Annotated in this window: 22 protein-coding genes and 2 pseudogenes; 18 read left to right on the forward strand and 6 right to left on the reverse strand. The window is 72.7% G+C overall.

Annotated elements, in window-relative coordinates:
* Nucleotides 1–27 precede the first annotated feature (27 nt).
* The 9 genes from ACIBAF_RS29230 (at nucleotide 28) to ACIBAF_RS29270 (ending at nucleotide 9,930) form a co-directional block, all read left to right on the forward strand.
* Nucleotides 28–438: a hypothetical protein gene (locus ACIBAF_RS29230; RefSeq protein WP_399466970.1), complete on the forward strand. Its 411-nt coding sequence runs from the start codon at nucleotides 28–30 to the stop codon at nucleotides 436–438.
* Nucleotides 435–1,715: a flavin-containing monooxygenase gene (locus ACIBAF_RS29235; protein ID WP_399466971.1), complete on the forward strand. Its 1,281-nt coding sequence runs from the start codon at nucleotides 435–437 to the stop codon at nucleotides 1,713–1,715. The genes ACIBAF_RS29230 and ACIBAF_RS29235 overlap by 4 nt, the downstream gene beginning before the upstream one ends.
* A 5-nt stretch (nucleotides 1,716–1,720) precedes the next feature.
* A complete protein-coding gene (locus ACIBAF_RS29240) occupies nucleotides 1,721–3,433 on the forward strand; it encodes an AMP-binding protein (protein WP_399466973.1) in 1,713 nt (570 codons plus the stop codon).
* 74 nt (nucleotides 3,434–3,507) lie between these two features.
* The gene (locus ACIBAF_RS29245) at nucleotides 3,508–4,938 is read left to right on the forward strand and encodes a flavin monoamine oxidase family protein (RefSeq protein ID WP_399466974.1); all 1,431 of its coding nucleotides are present in this window, start codon (nucleotides 3,508–3,510) and stop codon (nucleotides 4,936–4,938) included.
* The gene (locus ACIBAF_RS29250) at nucleotides 4,938–5,690 is read left to right on the forward strand and encodes a spheroidene monooxygenase (RefSeq protein ID WP_399466976.1); all 753 of its coding nucleotides are present in this window, start codon (nucleotides 4,938–4,940) and stop codon (nucleotides 5,688–5,690) included. Before ACIBAF_RS29245 ends, ACIBAF_RS29250 begins: the two co-directional genes overlap by 1 nt.
* A gap of 8 nt (nucleotides 5,691–5,698) precedes the next feature.
* Nucleotides 5,699–6,541, forward strand: coding sequence for an alpha/beta fold hydrolase (locus ACIBAF_RS29255; RefSeq protein WP_399466977.1), 843 nt, complete (start codon nucleotides 5,699–5,701; stop codon nucleotides 6,539–6,541).
* A 237-nt stretch (nucleotides 6,542–6,778) separates the two neighbouring features.
* On the forward strand, nucleotides 6,779–7,150 hold the full coding sequence (locus ACIBAF_RS29260; protein ID WP_399466979.1) for a DUF4333 domain-containing protein: 372 nt from the start codon (nucleotides 6,779–6,781) through the stop codon (nucleotides 7,148–7,150).
* A 22-nt stretch (nucleotides 7,151–7,172) separates the two neighbouring features.
* The gene (locus ACIBAF_RS29265; protein WP_399466981.1) at nucleotides 7,173–7,895 is read left to right on the forward strand and encodes an ABC transporter ATP-binding protein; all 723 of its coding nucleotides are present in this window, start codon (nucleotides 7,173–7,175) and stop codon (nucleotides 7,893–7,895) included.
* 19 nt (nucleotides 7,896–7,914) lie between these two features.
* Nucleotides 7,915–9,930 carry an FtsX-like permease family protein gene (locus ACIBAF_RS29270; RefSeq protein ID WP_399466982.1) on the forward strand — a complete coding sequence of 672 codons (2,016 nt, stop codon included), beginning with the start codon at nucleotides 7,915–7,917 and terminating at the stop codon, nucleotides 9,928–9,930.
* Here ACIBAF_RS29270 and ACIBAF_RS29275 read toward each other — a convergent pair.
* Nucleotides 9,904–10,248 (reverse strand): annotated as a pseudogene (locus tag ACIBAF_RS29275) (RNA polymerase sigma factor); the annotation flags it as partial. The gene ACIBAF_RS29270 and the pseudogene ACIBAF_RS29275 sit on opposite strands and share 27 nt — an antisense overlap.
* Before the next feature lie 97 nt (nucleotides 10,249–10,345).
* Nucleotides 10,346–10,906, reverse strand: a complete 561-nt coding sequence (locus tag ACIBAF_RS29280) for a MarR family winged helix-turn-helix transcriptional regulator (protein ID WP_399466983.1) — start codon at nucleotides 10,904–10,906, stop codon at nucleotides 10,346–10,348.
* Nucleotides 10,907–11,020: 114 nt separating this feature from the next.
* Between ACIBAF_RS29280 and ACIBAF_RS29285 the strand changes: the two genes are divergently transcribed.
* On the forward strand, nucleotides 11,021–11,536 hold the full coding sequence (locus tag ACIBAF_RS29285; protein ID WP_399466985.1) for a YceI family protein: 516 nt from the start codon (nucleotides 11,021–11,023) through the stop codon (nucleotides 11,534–11,536).
* Nucleotides 11,537–11,543: 7 nt separating this feature from the next.
* Here ACIBAF_RS29285 and ACIBAF_RS29290 read toward each other — a convergent pair whose 3' ends face one another.
* A complete protein-coding gene (locus tag ACIBAF_RS29290; protein WP_399466986.1) occupies nucleotides 11,544–13,280 on the reverse strand; it encodes a hypothetical protein in 1,737 nt (578 codons plus the stop codon).
* Nucleotides 13,281–13,466: 186 nt separating this feature from the next.
* Between ACIBAF_RS29290 and ACIBAF_RS29295 the strand changes: the two genes are divergently transcribed.
* The 4 genes from ACIBAF_RS29295 (at nucleotide 13,467) to ACIBAF_RS29310 (ending at nucleotide 16,248) form a co-directional block, all read left to right on the forward strand.
* Nucleotides 13,467–13,862 (forward strand): cell division protein SepF, encoded by a 396-nt coding sequence (locus ACIBAF_RS29295; RefSeq protein ID WP_399466988.1) that lies wholly within the window; start codon nucleotides 13,467–13,469, stop codon nucleotides 13,860–13,862.
* 104 nt (nucleotides 13,863–13,966) lie between these two features.
* Nucleotides 13,967–15,229, forward strand: coding sequence for an ATP-binding protein (locus tag ACIBAF_RS29300; protein ID WP_399466989.1), 1,263 nt, complete (start codon nucleotides 13,967–13,969; stop codon nucleotides 15,227–15,229).
* Complete coding sequence (locus tag ACIBAF_RS29305; protein WP_399466991.1) at nucleotides 15,226–15,555, forward strand: nucleotide pyrophosphohydrolase; 330 nt, start codon at nucleotides 15,226–15,228, stop codon at nucleotides 15,553–15,555. The genes ACIBAF_RS29300 and ACIBAF_RS29305 overlap by 4 nt, the downstream gene beginning before the upstream one ends.
* A gap of 213 nt (nucleotides 15,556–15,768) precedes the next feature.
* Nucleotides 15,769–16,248 (forward strand): DUF6099 family protein, encoded by a 480-nt coding sequence (locus ACIBAF_RS29310; protein WP_399466993.1) that lies wholly within the window; start codon nucleotides 15,769–15,771, stop codon nucleotides 16,246–16,248.
* Nucleotides 16,249–16,654: 406 nt separating this feature from the next.
* On the opposite strand, the gene ACIBAF_RS29315 is transcribed toward ACIBAF_RS29310, so the two are convergent.
* Entirely contained in the window at nucleotides 16,655–16,837 is a 183-nt protein-coding gene (locus ACIBAF_RS29315) for a hypothetical protein (RefSeq protein ID WP_399466994.1), read from the reverse strand.
* A gap of 242 nt (nucleotides 16,838–17,079) precedes the next feature.
* On the opposite strand from ACIBAF_RS29315, the gene ACIBAF_RS29320 reads away from it, so the two are divergent.
* From ACIBAF_RS29320 to ACIBAF_RS29335, 4 genes are all read left to right on the forward strand, one after another.
* Entirely contained in the window at nucleotides 17,080–18,003 is a 924-nt protein-coding gene (locus ACIBAF_RS29320; protein WP_399466996.1) for an LLM class F420-dependent oxidoreductase, read from the forward strand.
* A 152-nt stretch (nucleotides 18,004–18,155) separates the two neighbouring features.
* Entirely contained in the window at nucleotides 18,156–19,109 is a 954-nt protein-coding gene (locus ACIBAF_RS29325; protein WP_399466998.1) for a DUF4232 domain-containing protein, read from the forward strand.
* A gap of 109 nt (nucleotides 19,110–19,218) precedes the next feature.
* Entirely contained in the window at nucleotides 19,219–20,682 is a 1,464-nt protein-coding gene (locus ACIBAF_RS29330) for a 3' terminal RNA ribose 2'-O-methyltransferase Hen1 (RefSeq protein WP_399466999.1), read from the forward strand.
* A complete protein-coding gene (locus tag ACIBAF_RS29335; RefSeq protein ID WP_399467001.1) occupies nucleotides 20,679–23,237 on the forward strand; it encodes a polynucleotide kinase-phosphatase in 2,559 nt (852 codons plus the stop codon). The genes ACIBAF_RS29330 and ACIBAF_RS29335 overlap by 4 nt, the downstream gene beginning before the upstream one ends.
* A gap of 10 nt (nucleotides 23,238–23,247) precedes the next feature.
* Here the strand turns inward: ACIBAF_RS29335 and ACIBAF_RS29340 are convergent.
* Together ACIBAF_RS29340 and ACIBAF_RS29345 are read right to left on the reverse strand one after the other, a co-directional pair.
* Nucleotides 23,248–24,152: pseudogene (locus ACIBAF_RS29340) on the reverse strand (hypothetical protein).
* Nucleotides 24,149–25,318 carry an SPFH domain-containing protein gene (locus tag ACIBAF_RS29345; protein WP_399467002.1) on the reverse strand — a complete coding sequence of 390 codons (1,170 nt, stop codon included), beginning with the start codon at nucleotides 25,316–25,318 and terminating at the stop codon, nucleotides 24,149–24,151. The pseudogene ACIBAF_RS29340 and the gene ACIBAF_RS29345 overlap by 4 nt, the downstream one beginning before the upstream one ends.
* Between the last annotated feature and the right edge of the window lie 75 nt (nucleotides 25,319–25,393).

Below are 25,393 nucleotides of genomic sequence, written 5' to 3' on the forward strand. Positions count from 1 at the left end.
CCGCCCACGAGAGGAACCCGCAACGCCATGGACACGAAGCCGGACCACCACACGGGCCGGGGCACGGGCGGCAAGGACACCGCCGCCCTGCTCCTCGTCGCCCTGCGCGCCGTCGGCGGCGCCGCGTTCCTCGCCCCGACGCTCGGCACGAAGACCTTCGCCATCAAGGACGACCCCGAGGGCGCCTACCTCGTCCGCCTGTTCGCGGCCCGCAACCTGGCCATGGCCGGCGGTCTGCTGCTCAGCAGGGGACCGGCCCGGCGCCTGTGGTTCCAGGCCGGCGTCGTCTGCGACGGGCTCGACACGGCGGCCGGACTGATGGGCCTGCGCACCGGCAAGAAGCCCTCCTCCGCCACGGTCGACACCCTCGCCGCGCTGGCCGCCACGGCGATCGGCGTGGCCGGCCTGGTGGCCGGGCGCCGGAAGGAGGAGCGGTGACCGACAAGGTCTGTGTGATCGGGGCCGGCTCCGCGGGCATCGCCATGGCCCGCGCCCTGGTCCTGCGGAACATCCCCTTCGACTGCTACGAGCGGGGCCCCGCGATCGGCGGCCTGTGGCGGTATCCCACGGGCGACGGCCGGACCTGCGCGTACCCCTCGCTGCACGCGAACACCTCGAAGACGGTCATGCAGTACCCGAGCTTCCCGATGCCCGACGACTGCCCGGACTACCCCCACCACACCCAGGTCGCCCGCTACCTGGACGCGTACGCCGACCGCTTCGGCGTACGCGAGCACATCCGCTTCGACACGGAGGTGACCCGGGCCGCCCCCGCCCCCGGCGGCGGCTGGACGGTGACCCTGGGCGACGGCGCCACCCACTCCTACCGCGCGGTCCTCGTCGCCTCCGGAGGCCGCCACGGCGAGCCCGTGTACGGCCGTTTCGACGGCGAGTTCACCGGCGCCCAGCTCCACTCCATGGACTATGCCGGACCAAAGGACTTCGAGGGCGCGAGGGTCGTCGTCCTCGGGCTCGGCGCGACCGCCGCCGACCTCGCCACCGAGATCTCCCGGGTCGCCGAGACCACCTGCCTCTCGGTGCGCACCGGCCACTACGTCGTCCCCAAGATCCTTGAGGGCCGCCCCATCGACCGGCTGTCGCCGCTGATGAAGAAGCTGTCGGTCGAGCAGCGCCGCCCGCTGGTGAAGCTGATGCTCAAGCTCGTCCACGGCGACATGACGCAGTACGGCCTGCCCGCGCCCCCCTACCAGGTGGGTCAGGGCCCGCTGGTGGCCAGCAGCGAACTGCTCCCGGCCATCGTGCACGGGCGGATCGTGCCCCGGCCGGTGATCGTGGCCGCCGAGGACCGCAAGGTGCGCTTCGCCGACGGGCAGACGGTGGAGGCGGACGCGATCGTCCACTGCACCGGGTACCGGATCGCGTACCCGTTCCTCGACGAGGAGCACGTCGGCGCCGGCGACGACGCGCCCCCGCTCTACCACCAGGTCGTGCCCCCGCAGACCGAGGGCCTCTACTTCATCGGCCTGCTCCACTCCATGACCGCGCTGATGCCGCTGGCCGAGGCCCAGTCGGACTGGGTCGGCGACCTGCTCACCGGGGCGGTCCGGCTCCCCGCGCGCGAGCGGATGTGGGCCGAGATCAGGCGCGCGAGGCGCCGCCAGGACAAACGGTTCTACGACTCCTCCGGGCACCTCCTGGTGGATCCGCAGGAATACGAGCGGCTGATGACCGCCGAACGCGCGAGGAAGGAATGACAGACATGCCCCAGACACGAAGGCCCAGGGTGACCGGTGTGCCCGGCGGGCAGACCGGCGGCTCCGTCCGGCGCACCAGCCTCGGAAAGGTCCTGCGGGGCCAGTTCGAGCCGCACCGGGTGGCCCTGCTCAAGCCCGTCAACGTCGGCCTGATGGCCGAACTCGCCGCCGAGCGCCACGGCCGCGTCCCGCTCTTCCTCGACCAGCCCTTCGCCTGGGACCCCGAGCAGCGCACCGAACTGGACTACGTCGAGTTCGCGCACCTGGTGGAGCAGTTCTCCGCGGTCCTCAAGGCCGCCGGCGTCAAACGCTGGGACCGGGTCGCGATCGTCAAGACCCCGAACTACGACGTGCAGGCGCTGGCCTGGGCGGCGGCCCGGATCGGCGCCGTGCCCGCGCTGCTGTCCGCGGGCCTCGACCCCGACATCATCAACATCCTCCTCGAACGCCTGCAGGCCCGGTTCCTGGTCACCGACCCGAGGACCGCCGAGTACGCGCGCCTGGACCGGGCCCGGCTCGAAGCCCTCGGCGTCAGGGCCATCGCCGACATCGACGGGGGCGTCCCGGTCGAGGACCTGTGGGGCGGTGCGGTGCCCGCGCCGACGCCCCTCAAGGACGAGGACCCGATGATGATCACCCACACGTCGAGCACGACGGGGGTGTCGAAGCTGGCGGAGACCTCCGCGAAGGCCGTGTCGTTCTCCGCCTTCATGGAGTCGGTCTTCCCGTTCCTGCACAACGGCAACGAGCTGTTCGCGAGCGCGATCTCGCACGTCCACGTCCGCGGGGCCATCACCCAGCAGGCCGCGTTCTCGCGCGGCACCCCGCTGCTCGGCATCGGCCGGCCCGACGACGAGACCATGCTCCGCCTGCTGCAGCGCCACCGCCCCACCATCCTGGAGGCCCACCCCAACGCCTATGTCGGCTGGGAGCGCCTGCTCGACGACCCCGCGCAGCCCTTCGCGGGCGTCCGCATCTTCATCAACACCTTCGACGCCATCCACCCGCGCACCATCCGCCGCTTCCTGGACGCCTCCACCCGCGCCCTGCCGCTGTGGTGGCAGTGCTACGGCATGACCGAGACGCAGGTGGTGTCGGTGCGCCCCTACACCAGGCGCTCCGCCGCCCGGCTGATCGGCCGTGACTCGCGCAGCGTCGGCTGGGAGGTGCCGGGGGTGCGCGCCCGCATCGCCGACCCCGCCACCGGCAAGCGGCGCGGCTCCCAGTCCGAGCCGGGCATGATCCAGGCCCGCACCCGGGCCCGCGCGCTGTCCTTCGTCGGCACCCCGGAGAAGTTCTCCGAGCGCCGGCACGGCAAGTGGTTCGACACCGGCGACTGGGGCCGGCGCGGCCGCTGGGGTCAGCTGGAGATCCTCGACCGGGTCGCCGACCGCATCGACGGGGTGGACAGCTGCCTGTGGCTCGAGGACGTCCTCATGGACCGGATCCCCGAGGCCGAGGAGATCGTCGTGGTGCCCGACGGCGAGGGCCGGCCGGTTCCGGTGATCTGCATGCGCGACGGCAAGGCCCTGGACCCGCTCGCCTGGAAGAGCGCCGCGGTCGGCCTGACCGGCCTCGGGGAGCCCTTCGTGGTCTCCCCGGAGGACCTGCGGCGGACCGCGACGGTCAAGGCCAGGCGCTACCTCCTCACCGAAATGATCAAGAACGGCCGGCCCGCCCCCGTGTCCCCCGACGTCGTTCTGCGCGACGGCGCCTGAGAACCCGTCCGCCGGACCCGCCCGCCGAGACCCGCCCGCCGAGACCCGTCCGAAGGACGTGAGGAGTTGTTGCAGTGCATGACATCAGCGAGAACCCACGGATCGAGGCCGACGTCATCGTCGTCGGCGCGGGCTTCGCGGGGATCACGGCGGCGCGTGAACTGAAGCAGGCCGGCAAGACCGTGGCACTGCTCGAAGCCCGCCCGCGCCTCGGCGGCCGCTCGCTCAGCCGGCCGATCGGAGAGGGCAAGGTCGTCGAACTGGGCTGCGAGTTCAACGGGCAACCCGACTCGATCAGCGCCCGCACCGGCCGCTCGGTCGGCATCGGCTCCCACAAGGTCTACGACCGGGGACACCGGTTGATCGACGACGGCGGCCGGATCTCGCGCTGGAAGGGCATGGCCCCCAAGGTGAGCCCGGCCACCCTCGTCGACTTCGGGCAGGCCGCCCTGCGCATCGAGCGGATGCGCCGCGAGGTTCCCCAGGACGCGCCCTGGCAGGCCCCGCACGCCGCCCGATGGGACCGGGAGACCATGTACTCCTGGACCCGGCGCAACCTGCGCACCCGGGGCGGACGGGCGCTCATGGGCCTGATGATCGAGGCGGGCATGGCCGCCGCCCCCGCCGACGTCTCCCTGCTGCACGTCCTCAACTACGCCAACGGCACCGGCGGATTCCGCGCCATGACCACGGTCACCGGAGGCGTCCTGGAGAACCGTTTCGACGGCGGCTCGCACGGACTGGCGCTGCGCCTCGCCGAGAGCGTGGCCGACGAGACGTACGTGGGCGCCGCCGTCCGCCGCATCCGGCACGCCGGCGACAAGGTCACCGTCACCGGGGACGGCTTCGAGGCCGTCGGCGGCCGCGTGGTGATGGCCGTGCCGGTCCCGCTCGCCGACCGCATCGACTACGACCCGCCGCTGCCCGCCTACCGCGACCAGCTCAGTCAGCGCATGACGATGGGCTCGGCGATCAAGTACCTCGCGCTCTACGACGAGCCGTTCTGGCGAGCCGACGGCCTCACCGGCATGGTGATCAGCCCCACGAGCCCCGTCCGCGCCACCATCGACAGCTGCCCGCCCGACGGCACCCCCGGCGTCCTCACGGCCTTCGTCACCGGCCCGCCCGCCCGCGAACTGGCCCAACTGTCCGCGGGCGGCCGCAGAGCCGTCGTCCTCGGCGAACTGGCCCGCTACTTCGGACCGCGCGCCGGACGGCCCTACGAACTCATCGAGCAGAACTGGATGGCCGAGCCCTACACCCGCGGCTGCTACCACGCCTACGCCCCGCCCGGCCTCTACACCGAGTACGGGCCCGCGCTGCGCGAGCCCGTCGGGCGCATCCACTGGGCCGGGGCGGAGAGCGTGCCCCACGAGTTCGGCTCGATGTCCGGCGCGATCTACTCCGGCCGCAGAGCAGCGACCGAGATCGTCGCCCTGGACACCGGCGAGCGCCCCGAACACCTCCTGCCGACGGCACCCCTCAAGGCGAAAGGCGGCAACTGATGTCTCACGTACCGGAGTCCGTGCCGGAGCTCGTACCGGATTCAGCGGTCTACGACCGGGTCGCGCTGATGTCGGTGCACCTGGCCGAGGTCGGCGTCCGCGAGGCCTTCACGGCGCTGCGCTCGGCGCCCGACCCGGCCGCGATCGAGGGCCTGCGCTTCGCCCAGACATGGCTGATGAGCCCCCTGCGCACCGGAGCCCTCCCCTCGACGAAGGTCACCGGCGTGGCCCTGATCGCGGCCTGGGACGACGACCAGTCCCTCGACCGGTACCTCTCCCACCCGACCGCGCACGTCTACCGCAAGGGGTGGACCGCACGCTTCGAGCCGGTGCGCACGGTCGGCGCCTGGCCCGGCCTGCCCGACCTGCCGCGCCAGGAGAAACCCACCGACGACGACCCGGTCGCCGTCCTCACCATGGCCAGGGTGCGGATGAACCGTTTCGCTCCCTTCGCGGCGGCCGCCGGCCCCGCCGAACGCGAGGCGCAGCGCCACCCGGGCTTCCTGGCCGGGACGTCCCTGTTGCGCCCGCCCGGCCGCGTGGCCACGCTCTCCCTGTGGCGCAACGCGCGCGAGATGCGGCAGTACACCGTCGGCTCCTACCCGGGAGGTCACCTGGAGGCGATGAAGAAACACCAGGACAAGGAGTTCCACCACGAGACGCTGTTCGTGCGGCTGCGCCCCTACGCGACCGAAGGACAGTGGAACGGGCGTGATCCGCTCGGCCGGACCGAGCCGGCGACGAAGGGATGAGGAGCGACATGGCGAGGCAAACGGTCGATCTCCCGAACGGGACGATCGAGTACGAGGACACCGGAGGCGACGGCCCCGTCCTCGTCCTCCTGCACGGCCTGCTCATGGACGCCTCCCTCTGGAAGGGCGTCGTCGACGAACTCCGTGCCGACCACCGCTGCGTCGTGCCGATCCTCCCGCTGGGCGCCCACACCCTCCCGATGCCGGAGGGGGCCGACCTCTCGCCGCGGGGCCTCGCCCTGCTGGTGGCCCAGTTCCTGGAGCGGCTCGACCTGAAGAACGTCACCCTGGTCGGCAACGACACCGGCGGCGCCCTCGTCCAGCTGATCATCGGCGAGCTCGACGCCCGGGTCGGCGGCATCGTCCTCGTCTCCTGCGACGCCTACGACAACTTCCCGCCGGGCCTGACCGGAAAGACCGTCGTCCTCACCGGCAAACTGCCCCCGGCCGCCTTCGGCGCGTTCATGCAGCAGATGCGCCTCAAGCCGGTACGCCGGCTGCCGATCGCCTTCGGCTGGCTCACCAAGCGCGGCGACGCCGTCACCGCAGACTGGCTCAAGCCGATCCTGAAGCTCCCGGCGATCCGCCGTGACACGGTACGGGTGCTGCGGGGGATCGCCGCCCACCGCAAGGTGCTCCTCGAAGCGGCCGAACGGCTGCCGTCCTTCGACCGGCCGGCGCTCGTCGTCTGGGCGGAGAAGGACCGTGTCATGCCCGCCGACCACGGCCGGCGCCTCGCCGCCGCTCTGCCCCGGGGACGCCTCGTGGAGGTACCGGACAGCTACTCCCTCCTGCCCCTGGACCAGCCCGTCGCCCTGGCCCGGGCCATCCGGGAGTTCACCCGCGCCTGACCACCGCGGACGGCCGCCCGCCGGTCGGGGTCCGGCGCTCCACACCGCTTCGAAGGAGATCTGCACCTCGCGCCCCTCGTCCATGAGCGGCCGGCAGGCGTAGGCCGGACCCTGGCGGCGGGATCGGCCGAACGGCCGAGGGCGCGGCCCGTGATCCGGCCGTTCGGCCGAGGCGCGTGCCCGGGGGCGCGGGCGAGGGTGGAGCCGCATCCTCACCACGGACCCCAGGAGTACGCGATGCAGCGCAGCAAGTTCCTCGTCGGCGTCGTCGGCGGCGTGACCGCAGTGACCGCGTTGGGCGGCCTCGGCACGTATCTGCTCGCCGGCACCGAGTCGACCAGCCGGCTGGACGAGTACAGCACGGCATCGGTGAACGGCCACAAGGCGCTCGCGGCGAACATCGTCGCGGGCCGCACCGAGAGCAAGTACCACCCGCTGCCCTGGGTCGGCGAGAAGCTCTCCGAAGTCACCTGCCCGACCGGGCTGAAGGCCGTCGCCGGGGCCACTCTCACCTGCACCGGCAAGAAGAGCGGCGGCGAGAGCGTCGAGATCCCCGTGAGTGTGACCAAGGCCGACGCCAAGAGCGTCACCTGGAAGTTCGAGCGCTGAGAAGGGCCAGGGGACATCCATCATGAGCACCGTTCTGGCCGGTCACGGCCTCGTCAAGAAGTACGGCTCCACCACCGCCCTGGCCGGCGTGGACGTCGAGGTCGGCGAGCGGGACTCGCTCGCCATCATGGGCCCGTCCGGGTCCGGCAAGTCGACGCTGCTGCACACCCTCGCCGGGATCATCCGCCCCGACGACGGCCAGGTGCTGCTGCGCGGCGAGCGAAGCGAGATGGGGGTCCCCCCGGCCGAAGGCTGGGGGCGCATCGACGACCTGGGCGAGAACCGGCTCAGCGCGCTGCGCCGCAAGCGCTTCGGGTTCGTGTTCCAGTTCGGCCAGTTGCTGCCGGAGCTGCCCGCCGAGGAGAACGTCGCCCTGCCGCTGATGCTGGAGGGCGTGCCGCGCAAGGAGGCCGTCGCCCGCGCCCGCCGCTGGTTCGCGCCGCTGGGCCTGGACGGGCTGGAGAACCGCCGCCCCGGCCAGCTCTCCGGCGGCCAGGCCCAGCGGGTCGCCATCGCCCGCGCCCTGGCCGTCGAGCCGGACGTGGTCTTCGCCGACGAGCCCACCGGCGCCCTGGACCAGCGCACCAGCACGGAAGTGGTTCAGCTGCTGACCTTCGCCACCCGGGACACCGGCGCCGCCCTCGTCATGGTCACCCACGACGCGGACGTCGCCGCCCACTGCGACCGGGTCCTCCAGGTCCGCGACGGCCGGATCAGCGGCCACACCCAGTACACCGTCGCCTGAGCCCGCAGGAGTAGCCGCCATGCGTTCCCCCGTCCTGCCCCTGACCTGGCACCTGGCCAGGTCCTCCGGCCGCCGCGGCCTGCACTCCCAGCTCCTCGCGGCCGGCGCCGCCGCCGTCGGCTCGTTCCTGCTGCTGGTGATGATCGCCGCCTCCCTCGGCGCGGGCGCCCGCGCGGAGGCCACCGCCTGGCGCACCCCGGACGCCGTCTCGGCCAAGGAGGCGACGGCCGTCCAGACCACGACCGCGACGTACGTACGCCAGGAACCCGTCATCGTCGTGAACCTGGCCCAGCTGCCCGGCCGCGCGGCGACCCCCGCGCCGCCCGGCCTGAGCGGCTTCCCGAAGCGGGGCGAGGTGTACGTCTCTCCCGCCCTGGCCGAGCTGCTGCACCGGCTGCCCGCCGGCCGACTCGCCGACCGTTTCCCGAAGACCACGTCCTACGGCACGATCGGCGCCGCCGGTCTCGCCTCCCCCGACGAGCTGGTCGCGGTGGTCGGACGGGCGCCCGGCGACGCAGCCGTCTCCGAGACCGCCGGGGAGCAGAACTACTACGACGACGGGCTGACCGAGCGCGCACTGGTCTCCGGGTTCTCCGGCGCCAAGGCGAGCGTGTTCACCGACATCGACCAGGGGACGGTGCTGCTGGGCGTGGTGCTCCTCGTCATGCCCGTCGTCGTGCTCGCCGCGGCCGCCGGACGGCTCGGCGCGGCCCGGCGCGAACAGCGGCTCGCCGCACTGCGGCTGGCCGGGGCGACCCCGCGGCAGATCCTCGCCATGACCGCCGTCGAGGCGGCCGCCGTCGGCGCGGCCGGGGCCCTGTCGGGCGCGCTCGCCTACACGGCACTGCTGCCCGTGCTCGCCGAGCTCCCGTACGGCGTCGGCGCCTGGTACACCGGACAGTTGTGGGTCGGACTGCCCTGGCTGGCCGCGGTCGTGGCTGCGGTCACCGCCCTGATCACCCTGAGCGCGGTGACGATGCTGCGCCAGGTGGCCACCTCGCCCCTGGGCGTCGCCCAGCAGGCCGACCCACGCCGTACCCGGGCGATCCGTCTGGTGCTGTTCGTCGCCGTTCTGCTCTACATCTGGATGACCACGGGCGAGGGCGGCCAGCTGAAGACCCGTCAACTGCTCGCCCTGCTGGCGCTCTTCTACGGCGCGTTCTGGCTGTTCGGCCCCTGGGTCGTGGACCGGCTGGGCCGGATCGTGGGCCGCCGCGCCAAGCGCCCGGCGACGCTGCTGGCCGCGCGCCGGCTCAGCGACGACCCGCGCGGAGCCTGGCGCACCGTCAGCGGCCTGGTCCTCGCCGGATTCGTGGCCGGGTTCTTCTCCGTCAGCACGCTGAGCGCCGAGGGCGCGAGCCACCACGGCCAGGTCGCGGTGATCACCGCGAGCGCCGCCGACGCCCGGCACACCGCAGCCGAGGCCCGCACACTCCTGCACGAGGCGGGCGTCACCGCGACCGTCGCCGTCACGAGCGAGGACGACGTCGACAGCCTGCTCGGCGGTGTCAACGGTGTGACCGTGCAGGTCTCCGGCGGGCAGGAACGCATCGACACCGCCGTCACCGCCCTGACGTCCCTCGGCTCGGGCAGGTACCCGATCACGCAGGAGTACGTGTCCGCCCCGGACGACACGGCCACCGGCCGCATCGCGACCGTCAGCACCGCCACCCTGGTGCTGAGCTTCCTCGTCGCGGCCGCCTCCGCCGGTCTCACCGCCGCGGCGGGCGTCCTCGACCGGCGCCGGGTCTACGGCCTGCTGCGACTGGCCGGCACCCCACTTCAGGTGCTGGACCGGGCCCGGGTCCGCGAGACCGTCATCCCGCTGGTCGTCCTGGCCGGCGGCACCACCGCGATGGGCGCCTTCGGCGCCATGCAACTCAACAAGGCGGCCGGCACTGCCGTCAACACCTCCGGCGCCGTGCAACTGGTGGTCTGCGTGGCCGTCGGCACACTGGCCATGCTCGCCGCGATCGCCGCCAGCAGGCCGCTGCTGCGGAAGGTGACGGCCGGTCCGGCACAGACGGCGGACTGACGAGCGTACGAGGGTGGGGTCGACTCCCCCGAGGGCGTGGCGGACCTTCCTGCCCTTCCCGATCAGGTTGGCGGCGATGCCGTACAGCCAGGGGCGGGCGTCGGGACGGGCCAGGTCGTAGCGCCTGCGCGTGCGGAACGCGCTCAGGAAGGTGTCGGCGGTGATGTCCTCGGCCGCCTCCTCGCCCAGCCGACGGGCCGCGTACCGGTGGATCACGGCCGCGTGCCGCTGGTAGAGCTCGCCGAAGAGCTCGGGCCGGTCCAGGGAGTCGGCGATGACACGGGCGTCGTCGTCGGGTCTGGCGGGTGGACTGTTCACACGGTCTCCGTGTCTGCGGTCGACGGGCCGTCACCTCATCGGTCGATGGGCGACACCCCTCATTACCCGCAGCCCCCGAAAGGGTTCACGGCCGGACTCAGTCGGAGGCCGCGGCGGGCTCCGTCTCCGCCGCCGTGTCCTCGTCGGCGGCGCCCGCCGTCTCCTTGCCGGCCGCGCCCGGAATCAGCCCGCTCATCGCGGCGCACTGCTCGGGACCCATGACATGCGCCAGCGCCTCGGTGACCGTCTCGGCGAGCGTGTCGCCCGCCTCGCGCAGCAGCCGCCGCGCCTTGTCGGTGAGGGCGACCTCGATGCCGCGCTTGTCGCCGCAGACCGACTGACGGGATACGAGGCCGGCGTGCTGGAGGCAGGCGATCTGATAGGTCAGCCGGGTCTTGGGGCGCCCCAGCAGCTCCGCGATCCGGGTCATCCGCAGGCCCTGCCGAGGCTGCTCCGCCAGCAGGCACAGGACCAGGAACTCGTCGTGCGAGACGTCGAGCCGCTCCTTGACCACCGTCCGCAGCCGCTGTTCCACCGCCCCCGTCGCGGCCAGCAGCAGCATCCAGCCGCGCAGCTCGGGCGGCAGCAGCCCGCTTCCGGTGTCCTGCAAGGACGGACAGGGGGGCAGGTCGACGGGGTGTTCAGCGGGTTCTGCCATGGTTTCGATTGTATCCGTAGTCCAAATTTGCACGACCAGGTTGTTCAGATTTGGATGACCGGCTACCGTGGCCGCAGCAGCATCATCCAAATTTGGATCACCAAGGAGAACGCCATGACCGTCGCCGTGGAAACCGGACTGTGGCAGCTCGACACGGGCGCCTCCACCGTCGCCCTGAAGCACAAGACGATGTGGGGCCTGGTCACCGTCAAGGGCGTCTTCACCGCCGTCACCGGCGGGGGCGAGGTGGGCGCCGACGGCGCCGCCACCGGCGCCCTGACCCTGGACGCGGCCTCCCTCGACACGAAGAACGCCAAGCGGGACACGCACCTGCGCGGCGCGGACTTCTTCGACGTCGACAACCATCCCGAGATCACCTTCGCGGTGCGCTCCGCCACGCTCGGCGCCGACAGTTCCGTGAAGGTGTCCGGTCAGCTGACCGCGCGCGGCATCAGCCGGCCGCAGTCGTTCACCGCGCGGCTGAGCCAGGCGGACGCCGACGCCGTCACCCTGGACGCCGAATTCACCGTGGACCGCGCCGAGTTCGGCCTGGGCTGGAACCAGATGGGCATGATCCGCGGCCTGACCACCGTCACCGCCACCCTCCGCTTCACCCGCACGGTGGCCTGACGCTCCGTCAATTCAACGGTGCGCGAAGGGCTTTGGTCACGTCGGTGCTCGACAACGTCTGCGGCGCCCCCGTGAAGGCCCGCAGCCGGACCCGTACGCCGGCCCGCGGGAAGCGGAACTTCCCCGACGGCGGCCGGATCTCGTAGACGGCCGTGGTGTGCGCGGACAACGTGCGGGGTCCCTTCTCGATCGTCCAGTACGGCGAGAAGCCCTGCCCGGTGGTGAGCGTGAAGTGGGGCGCGAGGGCGTCGTCGCCGGTGTTCTCGACCCGAACTGCCAGCAGGGACACGGCAGTCGACGAGGCCCGCCGGACCGATGCGAGCCGCATGTCCAGCGGCGGAGTCCCCGTCGCCCCCGCCGTCGCGCTCGCCAGGGCCGGGACGACGACCAGCACGGCCGCGGCGATCCGGGCCGGCCGCCGGTGCGCTCCCGCCAGCGGGCGCGGGCGCGGCTGCCACGCGCCGGCGAACTCCGACAGGGGCGCGGTGACCGCGGCCGCCAGCCACAGCGGCGTCATCAGCTGGTAGTACCCGTCCTGGGAGCGCGTCGCCAGGAAAAACGCGAACCAGGGCAGCACGGTCGCCGCCGGACCGAGCCGCCGCACGAACAGCACGTACAGCACCAGCAGCCCCACCAGGAGCAGCTTGCTCGCATGGCCGTACCATTCGAGCCGGTCGCTGCCGTCCGTGTAGTACAGCGAGACGCCCACCAGGCCCTGCCCGTGGATGATCGCGTCCTGGGTGAGCGGCAGCACGATCCCGCCGAGCCAGTTCCGGGGCTCGCGCACGACGAAGTACGCGTTGATCAGCAGCCATACGGTGACGGCGACTCCGGCGACCCGCAGCAGCACGCCCGCCGCCGCCCGCGGACCCAGCTCGCCGCGGCGCACCGCGTAGAGCCCGGCCAGCAGGAACGGCGTGACGAACCACGGCAGTTGCTGCGCGGCGCACGCCGCACCGAGGCACGCCGCCCGCGCGATCCCGGCCCCGCCGAGCCGCCCGCCCCGCCCGATCCGCGGCCAGCGCACCACCACCGGGATCAGCAGCGCCAGCGCCACGATCGCCGGGTAGCCCTGTCGCCCGAACATCGGCAGGAACGAGAACCCGAGGCACACCATCGTCGCCGTCGGCCGCCACGGCGCCGGCAGCATCCGCCACATCGTCACCGCGCCGACCACGAGCGCACCGGTGCCCATGGCGGTCGCCGGGACGCCGTCGGGCCCGATCCACAGCAGCGGCGCGGTCAGCAGCGGGGCGAGCGGGGGATAGCCGTACGTGTAGTCGTAGCCGCCGTGCATCGTGGGGGTGAGCGCGATGCCGTGACCGAAGAGCCAGGGCCAGGGCTGTCCGTAGACGGGGTCGCCGTCGACGATCGCCCGGGCCGCCTGGGCGGTGAGCACCGCCTCGTCGTTGCCGTGCGGGTTCATCACCCACGCGCACAGCACGAGCGTCACCGCGGTCAGCAGCAGGCACAGGTCGACGCGGGCCAGCGAACGGCCGAGCCGCACGGTCGGCGCGAGCACCCCGCAGACCAGGATCGACACGTAGCACAGCGAGATGACCGCGGCGACGACCAGCCGGTGACTGGCCGCCTGCGTCCAGATCGTGCGGGTGCCGATGAAGAGGCTGACGGCGCAGAGCAGGGTCAGCACGCGGTGCCACTGCTCGGGCGGCTCCAGAGCGGCGGGCGCCGCCGGATCTGGCGTGCGGCCGGGTGTCACCAGCGGGGTCTCTGCCAAGTACACGGTTCCGCAACGTAATCAGGGCTGGTGAACGGGGTGCACCAGGAGGTGGAGGTTCCGGTGGAGCGGGGGTGAGAAGCGGCCTCGCGCCGACTCGGGCGGTGGCGGTCCGTGTCGCTGTTGGGCCGAACGGGTGACTTGGCGTAAGAATTGGCTGGTGCACGCATTGAAGGCGAGTCAGTTCGGGGGGTGCCGGTGAACCGTTACGACGTCACCGATGAACAGTGGGAAGGGCTCGCTCAGGTGGTTCCGCTGCGCGGCCGGGACGCGTGGCCCTCGGCGGTGGACCACCGCGCGCTCCCCGACGCGGAGACGGAGACCCGGCGCCGCTTCGTCGTGCTGCGGGTCAACGTCTTCGCGGACGCCCGCGAGGTCGCCGAGACGCTGATGGCGGGCATCCCGGTCCTGCTCGACCTGACGGGCGCGGAGACCGACACCGCCAAGCGCGTCCTGGACTTCTCCACCGGCGTGGTCTTCGGCCTGGCCAGCGGCATGCACCGGGTCGACCGCAACGTCTTCCTCCTGACCCCGCCGGGCACCGAGGTCAGCGGCATCATGGAGGGAGCGGGCATGCCCAGCGCCTGACACCCGGGCCCGCCGCGTCGCTCCCGCCCCGTGCGGTCCCTCGATCGTAGGAAGCTTGTCGGGGCAAAACGGTTCGCCTGGTGGCGGAGCCCTACCGTCCGCATATGGCCTCGCCGTTCACCTCCTCCGCGCCCGCACCGCACGCCGCGTCCGACGAGGCACCCGTCGGGGGCGGCTCGCGTACCGTGCCCGCGCAGGGGCCGCCCGCGCAGGAGCCGGCCACGGCCTGCGCGACGGTGCGCCACGTCCGGCCCTGTGTCACCGAGCTGCGGCTCTCCGCCTTCGCGGGGCATCGCCGGGCCCGGTTTCCGCTCGGGGCCGTCACGCTGTTCGTCGGGGCCAGCGGGAGCGGCAAGAGCAGCGCGCTGCGGGCGTACGAGGCGCTGGCGCGGCTCGGCGGCGGGGCCCGGCTGGCCGAGGCGTTCGCCGATCCGCTCGCGTGCGTGCCGCAGGGGGCGCGGCCCGACGCCCAGCATCGCCGGGGGTTCCGTATCGGATGCACGGCCGACGGACCCGGCGGACCGGTCCGGCTCGACGTCGCCGTGCAGGCCGAGCCCGAGCTGCGCATCGTGGGGGAGCGGCTGAGCGCGGGCGGCGTCGTCCTGCTGGAGACCGCCCTGCGCGATCCCGGGCGGCGCACGGTGCAGGCCGCCTGGCACACCGGCGGCCCCGCGCCGGTGACGCGCGCCCCGCTGCCCGACGACCGCCTCGGCACCGCGCTGCTGCCGCTGCGCGTGGCCGGCAAGACCGACGGGCAGCGGCAGGTGCTCGCCGCCGCCGAACAGATGGTCGTCGCCCTGCGGTCCGTCTTCGCCTGCGACCCGCAGCCCGACTGGATGGGCTCCCCCGTCCCCACCGGCTCCGGCCGGCTCCTCGCGGGCTGCGACAACCTCGCCGACGTCCTCTGGCGCACCCGGGAGGAGTGCGGACGGCGGCACGCACAACTGGTCGCCGCGCTGTCCGCCGGAGCCGGTGGAGTCGCGGGACGAGCGGTCGTGGACCTGCGCGCCGAGCCGCTGGCCGACGGCACGGTCCGCGCGGTGCTCGAACGCGCCGACGGCACCCGCACGGAACTCGCCCGGCTCGGCTACGGCGAGCTGCGCTACGTCGCCCTCGCGCTGGTGCTGCTCACCGGGCCGGGCGTCCTCGACGTGGACCCGGTCGGCGAGGTGCCCGCCGCGATGCAGACCCTCACCCTCCTCGCCGACGGCCTGGACCGGGGCCTCGACGTGACGCAGCGCGCCGAACTGCTGCGGCTGGCGGTGCGGATGGCCGAGCGCGGGCACATCCGCTGCGTCGGCGCGGTCAGCGACGGGTCCTGGGCCGCCCGGACGGACGGAGCGACGGTGGTACACCTGGGTCCGTGACAGAACAACACCTCGACGTGCCGAAGCTGCAGCGCAGACTGGCCGAGTTCGCTGCCGCCCGGAACTGGCAGCCCTTCCACACCCCCAAGAACCTCGTCGCCGCGCTCAGCGTGGAGGCGTCCGAACTGGTCGAGATCTTCCAGTGGTTGACGCCGGAGGAGTCGGCGCGCGTGATGGACGACCCGGACACCGCGCACCGGGTGACGGACGAGGTCGCCGACGTCCTCGCGTATCTGCTGCAACTGTGCGAAGTGCTCGGGATCGACCCGCTGGCCGCGCTGGACGCGAAGATCGACCGCAACGAGCGCAGGTTCCCGGCGCCGTGACGGCGCCGTGACGGCGCCGTCCTCGCCCCTCGCACGGGAGCCACCCGATCCGCCTTCACTCTCCGTAGCAATCTGGCGGACCGAAACCGATTCGTTGTCCACAGATTTCCGCCTACCTCTGGCTTTTCGCCCCACAGACCCTCACTCTGGGTAGTGAACACGGGTGTTCGGGCGGACGTGCCGAGAGCACGTCGGGGCAGACGGGGGCAGCGCATGGACGCGGTGCGGCTCATCCTGACGAGCAGGCGCGCGCTCGCGGGAAGCAGCGGGGGAGCGGAGATCCTCAGAGAGGTGTGGCAGGCGCAGGCCCTGGCGCAGGCGATCGGCAGCCGCCTCGCCGTCTCGGGCCCGCCCGAACTGCGCGGCGAGGCCCTGGGACTGACCGAACTGGCCGGCAGAGGCTGCGGTGTGCTGGGCGCGCCGGACCTCGACACCGGGGACCTGCTCGCCGCCCGGCTCACCGCACTCGACGACGCCCGCCGGGCCCTGCTCGACTTGGGCGGCCTGCTCGGCGAGGTCGGCATCGCCCTGGTCGGCCTGGCGAGCTCGGCGGACGACCAGGGCACGTACTGGCAGTGCATGGAGGCCATCGACGCGGCGGACGAATCCAGGGACCGGGTCCTGGAAATGCTGCGCAAGCTGGCGGCGAGAGAGGAACGAGAGGAAAGAGAGGGCGCCTTGCCGGAACGGTGACCGACAAAGGGACCTCGGGGAGGCGAACGGGCGAGAAGTGGGCCGGGGGGAGGGTGAGCGGGGAGGCGTGAGCGGGAGAGGGGGAGCGGGAGAGGAGCGGGTTGGGCGCGGCGTTCGGGACAGAGGCACGCGGGTGAGAGGCGAGAGGTGCGCCGGGGATGGGCGCGGCGTTCGGGACAGAGGCACGCGGGTGAGAGGCGAGAGGTGCGCCGGGGATGGGGGAGCGGGTGAGAGGCGGCCGGGAGAGGGGGAGCGGGAGAGGAGCGGGTTGGGCGCGGCGTTCGGGACAGAGGCACGCGGGTGAGAGGTGAGGGGTGCGCCGGGGATGGGGGAGCGGGTGAGAGGCGGCCGGGAGAGGTGCGCGGGTGAGAGGCGGCCGGGAGAGGGGCGCGGGTGAGAGGTGTGCTCAGTTCGGGTCGCTCTCCTCTCTTGCCGCCCGCTGTGCGCCCCCGGTCGACTGGAAGTCCGCGTCCAGTGCCGAAAGATCCGCGTTCAACGCCGCCATCAGCTCCTCCATCTGCTGCAACAACCCCTTCGGCTGGGCTGCTGCGGCGCCCCCGCCCTGCTGCGGCACGGTCTCTTCGAACATGACGGCCTCCTCGGCCCTGGCCCCCGTGAGGAGGGCCGATGCGGGTGACGTCCCGGCGCTGACCAGCCGGGCGCGGGCACCGGGCGGTCCGGCTCCGCCCACGCCAACGATCACCCCAGAGGCAGGTCACTGGACCGGGCAACCCCCCACGCACGGCACGGGCGATTTTCACCCGCCCGGGGAGCGGCGAGGCCCGGGGGACCGGTGGGATTGACGGGAAACCCGGCATGCAGGATGGAGGCATGGATCTTCGTATCTTCACCGAGCCCCAGCAGGGCGCGACCTACGACACCCTCCTCACCGTGGCGAAGGCCACCGAAGACCTCGGGTTCGATGCCTTCTTCCGGTCCGACCACTATCTGAAGATGGGCGACGTGAGCGGCCTCCCGGGCCCCACGGACGCCTGGATCACCCTCGCCGGCCTCGCCCGCGAGACCAAGCGCATACGCCTCGGCACGCTGATGACCGCCGGCACCTTCCGGCTGCCCGGCGTCCTCGCCATCCAGGTCGCGCAGGTGGACCAGATGTCCGGCGGACGCGTCGAACTGGGCCTGGGCGCAGGCTGGTTCGAGGAGGAGCACACGGCGTACGGCATCCCCTTCCCGAAGGAGAAGATCGACCGCCTGGAGGAACAGCTGGAGATCGTCACGGGCCTGTGGGCCACGGAGCTCGGCAAGACCTTCGACTTCCACGGCACGTACTACGACCTCACCGACTCGCCCGCGCTGCCCAAGCCCGCGCAGCCGAAGATCCCGGTGCTGATCGGCGGCACGGGCGCGACCCGCACCCCGCGGCTGGCCGCCCGGTTCGCCGACGAGTTCAACATGCCGTTCGGCGCGATCGAGGACAGCGAGCGGCAGTTCGGCCGGGTGCGGGCCGCCGCGGCGGAGATCGGCCGCGACGCCGACGAGATCACCCTCTCCAACGCCCTCGTCGTCTGCGTCGGCAAGGACGAGGCGGAGCTCGCCCGGCGCGCCGCCGCGATCGGCCGTGAGGTCGACGAGCTGAGGACCAACGGGCTGGCCGGTTCCCCGGCCGAGGTCGTCGACAAGATCGGCCGCTACATCGAGGCCGGCTCCCAGCGGATCTACCTCCAGGTCCTCGACCTGCACGACCTGGACCACCTGGAGTTGATCTCCGCCCAGGTGCAGGCCCAGCTGCCGTAAGCGCACCTCTCGCAGGCCCGGCTCTCGCAGGTGCAGCTCTCGGGGGCCCAGCCGGCGTGGACGAGGACCGGGGCGTCATCTGTGACACGGCTGTGACCGGAGGTATGGCCTCCGTCACAGTCGGCCGGGCGTGCCCCTGATGAGGTGGCCGGATGCGCAGACCCACCCCCCTCATCCCGGCCGCCCTCGCCGCCGCCCTGCTTCTCACGGCATGCGGATCGGAACGCGCCGGCACGCAGCACGGCGGTGTCGGCGCGGACGGTTCGACGTCGCTGACCCAGGTCGCCCAGCCCGCGGTGGACGGGGTCCGGATCACCTCGGTGACCATCCCGTCCACCTCGGCCTCCCCCTCCGCGACCGCTGCCTCGCCCGACGGCATCGTCAGGGCCGAACGCCTCCCCACCGGGCTCACCGGCGACTCCGGCGTCTCGGCCGCCTACGAGGTCACCAACTCCGGGGCCCAGGCGATGACCTACACCGTCCTCTTCGAGTTCACCACGAGCGCGGGCGAGGTCATGAGCAACCAGCACGTGACCGTGGCCTCGGTGGGGGCGGGCCGGACGGTGAAGGGGACCGTCCGACTGGGGGCGCCCGCGCCGGGAGCGTCCACGGTGACGACGGTCAAGGTCGGCCAGGTCACCAAGGTCCCCGCGGCCGAGGCGCCCGCCGCGCGGGGGGTCTGCCCGCCCTCCGGCATCCGGCTCACGGCCGACGACGGCGACGCCGCCATGGGGCTGCGGGTCGTCGGCCTCCACCTGGAGAACTGCGGAAACACCGACTACACCCTCAACGGCTACCCGGAACTGACCCTCCTGGACGAAGGCCGCGAGCCGGTCGACGGAATCAGGATCCTGCACGGCGGCGACAGCATCTCCACCGGAACCGGTTACGACGACCCGCCCGCACCCCTCACCCTGAAACCCGGCGAAACCGCTGTCTCCGGCCTGATCTGGCGCAACACCACCCAGGCCGGTACCGCCGTGAACGTCCCCTACGTCCGCGTCCGAGCGAAGTCCGGCGCCGCACCCGTGACGGTGACCCCGCACCTCGACCTCGGGACCACCGGAAAACTGGGCGTCGGCGCGTGGAAACGGGCCGAAAGGTAGCGCGGGGAAAATCCCGCGTGCTTCGCACCCGTTTCTCTGTACGTTGGAGAGGTGCGCGAGCGCACTACCAGCGCTTTCGCCCCATCCGAACCCATCCGAGGCACCCACTGTGTTCCTGACGATCAGCACCACCGGCACCCCCGAACGCCCCGCCACCGACCTGGGCTTCCTGCTGCACAAGCATCCCGACAAATCGCAGGCGTTCTCCACCTCCTACGGCAAGGCCCACGTCCTCTACCCCGAGGCGGACGCCGAGCGCTGCACGGCGGCGCTGCTGCTGGAAGTGGATGCCGTGGCGCTCGTGAGGCGCGGCAAGGGCAAGGGCCGCGGCGGCGCTCCCGACGCGGCCCTCGCCCAGTACGTCAACGACCGCCCGTACGCGGCCTCCTCGCTGCTCGCGGTCGCGCTGAGCGGCGTGTTCTCCAGCGCGATGCGCGGGGTGTGCGCCGCAAAGCCCGAACTGCCCGCGCAGCCGAGGCCGTTGCGCGTCGAGGTGCCCGTGCTGCCCGCCCGCGGCGGCCCCGACCTCGTCCGTGGCCTCTTCGAGCCGCTCGGCTGGACGGTCGGCGTCGAACCGGTGGCCCTCGACCCGGAGTTCCCGGACTGGGGCGACTCGCGGTACGTGCGCCTCGTCCTGGCGGCGGACACGCTCACGCTGGCCGAGGCCCTGCGCCATCTGTACGTCCTGCTGCCCGTCCTCGACGACGCCAAGCACTACTGGGTCTCCCCCGACGAGGTCGACAAGCTGCTGCGCGCCGGCGAGGGCTGGCTGGCCGACCACCCCCAGCAGAAACTGATCACAAGCCGTTACCTGTCCCGCCGCTGGTCGCTGACCCGGCAGGCGATGGAGCGGCTGGAGCTGGTCCGGCTCGCCGAGGCCGACGACAGCGAGGTAGAGGAGATCGACAACGCCGTCGGGGTCGAGACCGAGGAGGAGCAGAAGCCCACCCCGCTCGCCGTGCAGCGCAGGGACGCGATCGTCGCCGCGCTTCAGGCGTCCGGTGCCGCGCGGGTGCTCGATCTCGGCTGCGGACAGGGGCAGTTGGTGCAGGCGCTGCTCAAGGACCCGCGGTTCACCGAGATCGTGGGCGTCGACGTGTCGATGCGCGCGCTCACCATCGCGTCCCGGCGGCTGAAGCTGGACCGCATGGGGGAGCGGCAGGCCTCGCGGGTCCAGCTCGTCCAGGGGTCCTTGGCCTACACCGACAAGCGGCTCAAGGGGTACGACGCCGCCGTGCTCAGCGAGGTCATCGAGCACCTCGACCTGCCCCGGCTGCCCGCCCTGGAGTACGCGGTGTTCGGCGCCGCGCGCCCGCGGACCGTCCTCGTGACGACCCCGAACGTCGAGTACAACGTCCGCTGGGAGTCCCTCCCGGCCGGCCATGTCCGGCACGGCGACCACCGCTTCGAGTGGACGCGGCAGGAGTTCCGGGCGTGGGCGGGTGCGGTGGCCGAACGGCACGGGTACGGCGTGGAGTTCGTGCCGGTGGGACCGGAGGACCCCGAGGTGGGGCCGCCCACGCAGATGGCCGTGTTCGTGATCAGGAACGAGAAGGAGGCGAAGGCGGCATGACCGAGACGCAGGTTTCCACGCAAAAGGGCCGAGTGCTGCCCGTCACCGACCTCTCCCTCGTCGTGCTGATCGGCGCGTCCGGGTCCGGCAAGTCCACCTTCGCCCGCCGCCACTTCAAGCCCACCGAGATCATCTCCTCCGACTTCTGCCGTGGCCTCGTCTCCGACGACGAGAACGACCAGAGCGCGACCCGCGACGCCTTCGACGTCCTGCACTACATCGCGGGCAAGCGGCTCGCGGCCGGCCGCCGCACCGTGGTCGACGCGACGAGCGTGCAGCAGGACGCCCGCCGCCAACTGATCGACCTGGCCAAGCAGTACGACGTGCTGCCCATCGCCATCGTGCTGGACGTCCCGGAGGAGGTGTGCGCCGAACGCAACGCGGCCCGCGTCGACCGCGCCGACATGCCCCGCCGGGTCATCCAGCGCCACACCCGCGAACTCCGCCGCTCCCTGCGGCACCTGGAGCGCGAGGGCTTCCGCAAGGTGCACGTCCTGCGGGGCGTCGAGGACGTCGAGAACGCCACCGTCGTCACCGAGAAGCGGTTCAACGACCTGACCCACCTCACCGGACCCTTCGACATCATCGGCGACATCCACGGCTGCGCCGCCGAACTGGAGTCGCTGCTGGGCAAGTTGGGTTACGTCGACGGCGTCCACCCCGGCGGACGTCAGGCCGTCTTCGTCGGCGACCTCGTCGACCGCGGCCCGGACAGCCCGGGCGTGCTGCGGCGTGTGATGTCGATGGTGAAGTCGGGCAACGCCCTGTGCGTGCCCGGCAACCACGAGAACAAGTACGGGCGTCACCTGAAGGGCCGCAACGTTCAGCACACCCACGGACTCGCCGAGACCATCGAGCAGATGGAGACCGAGTCGGACGAGTTTCGCGCCGAGGTACGGGAGTTCATCGACGGGCTGGTCAGCCACTACGTCCTCGACGGCGGACGGCTGGTGGTCTGCCACGCCGGTCTGCCGGAGAAGTACCACGGCCGCACCTCCGGCCGCGTCCGCTCGCACGCCCTGTACGGCGACACCACGGGTGAGACCGACGAGTTCGGCCTGCCGGTGCGCTACCCGTGGGCGGAGGACTACCGGGGCCGGGCGGCCGTCGTCTACGGCCACACGCCCGTCCCGGAGGCCACCTGGCTGAACAACACCATCTGCCTGGACACCGGCGCCGTCTTCGGCGGCAAGCTCACCGCGCTGCGCTGGCCGGAGCGCGAGCTGGTCGACGTGCCGGCGCAGCAGGTCTGGTACGAGCCGGCGAAGCCGCTGCGGTCGGAGGCGCCCGGCGGACACGACGGCCGCCCGCTGGACCTGGCGGACGTCAACGGGCGGCGCATCGTCGAAACCCGTTACGACGGCCACAGCCGCGTCTCGATCCGTGAGGAGAACGCCGCTGCGGCCCTGGAGGTCATGAGCCGCTTCGCGGTCGACCCGCGCCTGCTGCCCTACCTCCCGCCGACGATGGCGCCCACGGCGACGTCGCACGTCGAGGGCTATCTGGAGCACCCGGCGGAGGCGTTCGCGCAGTACGCGCGGGACGGTGTCGCCCGGGTCGTGTGCGAGGAGAAGCACATGGGCTCCAGGGCGGTGGCTCTGGTGTGCCGCGACGCGGAGACAGCGCGTAAGCGTTTCGGGGCGGACGGACCCACCGGATCCCTCTACACCCGCACGGGCCGCCCGTTCTTCGACGACGGGGCGGTCACGGAGGAGATCCTCGGCCGGGTGCGCACCGCCGTGGACGAGGCGGGCCTGTGGTCGGAGCTCGACACCGACTGGCTGCTGTTGGACGCCGAGCTGATGCCGTGGTCGCTGAAGGCCACCGGCCTTCTGCGCGCGCAGTACGCGGCCGTGGGCGCCGCGTCCGGCGCCGTCTTCCCGGGTGCGCTGGCCGCCCTGGAAGGCGCGGCGGCGAGAGGCGTCGACGTCACGGACCTGCTGTCGCGTCAGCGTGAACGCGCCTCGGACGCGGCCGCGTTCACGCAGGCGTACCGCCGCTACTGCTGGACGACGGACGGCCTGGACGGCGTACGTCTCGCCCCGTTCCAGATCCTCGCGGTCCAGGGGCGCAGCCTCGCGGCGCTGCCCCACGACGAACAACTGTCGCTCCTCGACCGCCTGGTGGAACACGACACCACAGGCCTGCTCCAGACCACCCGCCGCCTGTACGTCGACCCGGCCGACCCCGAGTCGGTCCGGGCCGGCGTCGACTGGTGGCTGGAGATGACGGGCCGGGGCGGCGAGGGCATGGTGGTCAAGCCGCTCGCCGCGCTCGCCCGCGACGAGGAGGGCCGCCTGGTCCAGCCGGGCATCAAGTGCCGGGGCCGCGAGTACCTCCGGATCATCTACGGCCCCGAGTACACGCGTCCCGACAACCTGACCCGCCTGCGCGGCCGTTTCCTCAACCACAAACGGTCGCTGGCGATCCGCGAGTACGTCCTCGGCCTGGAGTCCCTGGACCGCCTGGCCGAGGGCGAACCCCTGTGGCGGGTGCACGAGGCGGTGTTCGGGGTGCTGGCCCTGGAGTCGGAGCCGGTGGACCCCCGGTTGTGAGCGGGGGCGCTCACCCCGCCAACCGCAACCGCTCCCCGCACACCCCGACCCGCACCCGCTGCCCCCATGTCAGTTCCACCGCGTCGCTCTCGATGCCGTCGCCGAAGGCGATGAGGCGTTCTGATTCGACGGTGAGGGTCAGCCGGCCGCCGGCCGCGAGTTCGCCGGCGACCAGGGAGGTGCCGGTCGCGGGGGACGGCCATGCCTCGCGTACGAACCACACCAGGCGGTCCTCCGTCGGGCCCGGCAGCTGTAGGCGACCGCTGCCGGCCCGTTCCTGCCACACCGAGCGGATCCAGCCGGTCGCCCCCGTGCCGGTGCCCACCAGCACTCCGGAGGAGGCCTGAGCCTCGACGGCGCCCCCGTCGTCGTCGAGGCCCAGGCGGTAGCGGGCGGTCTGGTGGCCTGCGGCGCCCAGGTAGATCTCGTTGAGGGCCAGCAGCCGTTGGGTGTCGTCGGCGACCGCCTCGACCATGGTCAGCTCGGCCGTGCCGGTGCCGGACGCGAGCACGGAAGGCAGGAGGGTCCGCGCGTCCTCCGGGCGGTGGCGGACCAGGACCCCGGGTTGCGGCCGGGGTCCGTGTCGATGCCCACCACCGGCTGCCCGGCGAGGTACTTGGCGACGTTCGCCACCAGGCCGTCCTGTCCGACCACGACCACCACGTCCTCAGGCGCGAACTGGAAGCGGTCCAAGTCGGCTCGTTCGACGCGGGTTTGACGCCACGTCAGGGGAATCGCGGCCGTCACCTCGGCCAGTGCCCGCCTCGTGCGGCGGTGGCGTTCGGCGACCTCCTCGATGTCCCGGCCCCGCGAGGAGAGGAAGAAGGCGGCCTGGCCGTGCGTGCCGTGGCGGGCCACCAGTTCCTCGTACTCCGTGGTGCGGTGGACCAGCACGGCCCGCGGGGCGAGACTCATTCCCGTTCCCCCGCGCCGAGCCGCGACAGCAGCCCGGTCAGCACGTCCGGCGAGATCGTCACGCTGTCGATGTGCGGCAGGTTCTCCGCCAGCCGCGTCCCGGTGAGCGCGTGCAGGGTCGCCACGTCCACGTCGCCGTGCACCCGCAGCCAGGCCGCCTGCGCCTGGGCCCGCGCCTCGCCGACCTCGCGCGCCGCCTCCGCCTCGGCGCGCGCCAACTGCACCGACCGCGCGGCCTCCGCCTCCGCGAGCCGGACCGTGCGCGCCGCCTCCGCCTGGGTCAGCCGCTCCGTGCGCTGCGCCTCGGCGTCCGCCAACCGCACCTGCTTCGCGGCCTCCGCCTCCCCCAGCTTCACCGACCGCGCGGCCTCCGCCTCCGCGAGCCGGACGGTTCGCGTCGCCTCCGCCTCCGCCCGGACCTTGTCCGCGGCCGCGTTCTCCTCCGCCTCGCGGCGGGTGTTCGTACCGCGCTGTTCGACCAACTGCTCCTCACGGCGGGCGAGTTCGATCCTGCTGGCCAGTTCGTTCTCGGCGATCGTCCGCTCCCGCTCGACGGCCACCGCCCGCCGCTCGTACGTCGCCCGGTCGGCCTCCTGCTGGATCAGCTCGCGCGCCGGGGTCCGCAGCGCCCGCTCCACCTCCGGCTCCGGACGCAGCGCGACGACCCGGACGGCCACGATCTCGATGCCCGTGGCCGGCAGCCGCGGTTCCGTCGCCAACCCCGCCGCGATCCGCTCCCGCACCGCCGTCACACCGTCCACCAGCGCCGAGGACAGCGACGTACGCGCGAGGACGTCCAGCGCGTGCTGTTGCGCCGTCTCCGTCAGAAGCGTGCCGAGCTGCGCCAGGGGCGCGCTGCGCCACGCGCCGGTGTCCGGGTCGATGGAGAAGTCGAGACGGGCGGCGGCCACGGCCGGATCGCTGACCCGGTAGGTCACCGTCGCCTGCACCGCCACGTCCTGGAAGTCGACCGTACGGGCATGGAAGGTCATGGCCAACTCCCGGTCGTCGACCGGTACTTCGGAGAGCGCGGCGCTCAGTGAGCGGAACCAGAAGCTGAGCCCGGGTCCGTCGTGCACCAGCTTGCCCGAGCGGTGGTGGCGGACGTGTGCCGTGGGGCCGCCGCGCAGATGACGCCAGCCCAGCCGCCGGGTGATGTCGGCCATGGGTGATCCCCCTCGTTCCCGCAATTTTCGTCACTGCGACGATAATCTGACGATAGTCGCGAGGAAGGCTTGTCG

This window comes from Streptomyces sp. NPDC051677 (assembly GCF_044453465.1).
GTDB lineage: Bacteria > Actinomycetota > Actinomycetes > Streptomycetales > Streptomycetaceae > Streptomyces.

Coding starts and splice junctions, on each gene's coding strand:
- ACIBAF_RS29230 (WP_399466970.1), top strand. CDS start 28: ATGGACACGAAGCCGGACCACCACACGGGCCGGGGCACGGGCGGCAAG.
- ACIBAF_RS29240 (WP_399466973.1), top strand. CDS start 1,721: ATGCCCCAGACACGAAGGCCCAGGGTGACCGGTGTGCCCGGCGGGCAG.
- ACIBAF_RS29250 (WP_399466976.1), top strand. CDS start 4,938: ATGTCTCACGTACCGGAGTCCGTGCCGGAGCTCGTACCGGATTCAGCG.
- ACIBAF_RS29255 (WP_399466977.1), top strand. CDS start 5,699: ATGGCGAGGCAAACGGTCGATCTCCCGAACGGGACGATCGAGTACGAG.
- ACIBAF_RS29260 (WP_399466979.1), top strand. CDS start 6,779: ATGCAGCGCAGCAAGTTCCTCGTCGGCGTCGTCGGCGGCGTGACCGCA.
- ACIBAF_RS29265 (WP_399466981.1), top strand. CDS start 7,173: ATGAGCACCGTTCTGGCCGGTCACGGCCTCGTCAAGAAGTACGGCTCC.
- ACIBAF_RS29270 (WP_399466982.1), top strand. CDS start 7,915: ATGCGTTCCCCCGTCCTGCCCCTGACCTGGCACCTGGCCAGGTCCTCC.
- ACIBAF_RS29280 (WP_399466983.1), bottom strand. CDS start 10,906: ATGGCAGAACCCGCTGAACACCCCGTCGACCTGCCCCCCTGTCCGTCC.
- ACIBAF_RS29285 (WP_399466985.1), top strand. CDS start 11,021: ATGACCGTCGCCGTGGAAACCGGACTGTGGCAGCTCGACACGGGCGCC.
- ACIBAF_RS29300 (WP_399466989.1), top strand. CDS start 13,967: ATGGCCTCGCCGTTCACCTCCTCCGCGCCCGCACCGCACGCCGCGTCC.
- ACIBAF_RS29310 (WP_399466993.1), top strand. CDS start 15,769: ATGGACGCGGTGCGGCTCATCCTGACGAGCAGGCGCGCGCTCGCGGGA.
- ACIBAF_RS29315 (WP_399466994.1), bottom strand. CDS start 16,837: ATGTTCGAAGAGACCGTGCCGCAGCAGGGCGGGGGCGCCGCAGCAGCC.
- ACIBAF_RS29320 (WP_399466996.1), top strand. CDS start 17,080: ATGGATCTTCGTATCTTCACCGAGCCCCAGCAGGGCGCGACCTACGAC.
- ACIBAF_RS29325 (WP_399466998.1), top strand. CDS start 18,156: ATGCGCAGACCCACCCCCCTCATCCCGGCCGCCCTCGCCGCCGCCCTG.
- ACIBAF_RS29335 (WP_399467001.1), top strand. CDS start 20,679: ATGACCGAGACGCAGGTTTCCACGCAAAAGGGCCGAGTGCTGCCCGTC.
- ACIBAF_RS29345 (WP_399467002.1), bottom strand. CDS start 25,318: ATGGCCGACATCACCCGGCGGCTGGGCTGGCGTCATCTGCGCGGCGGC.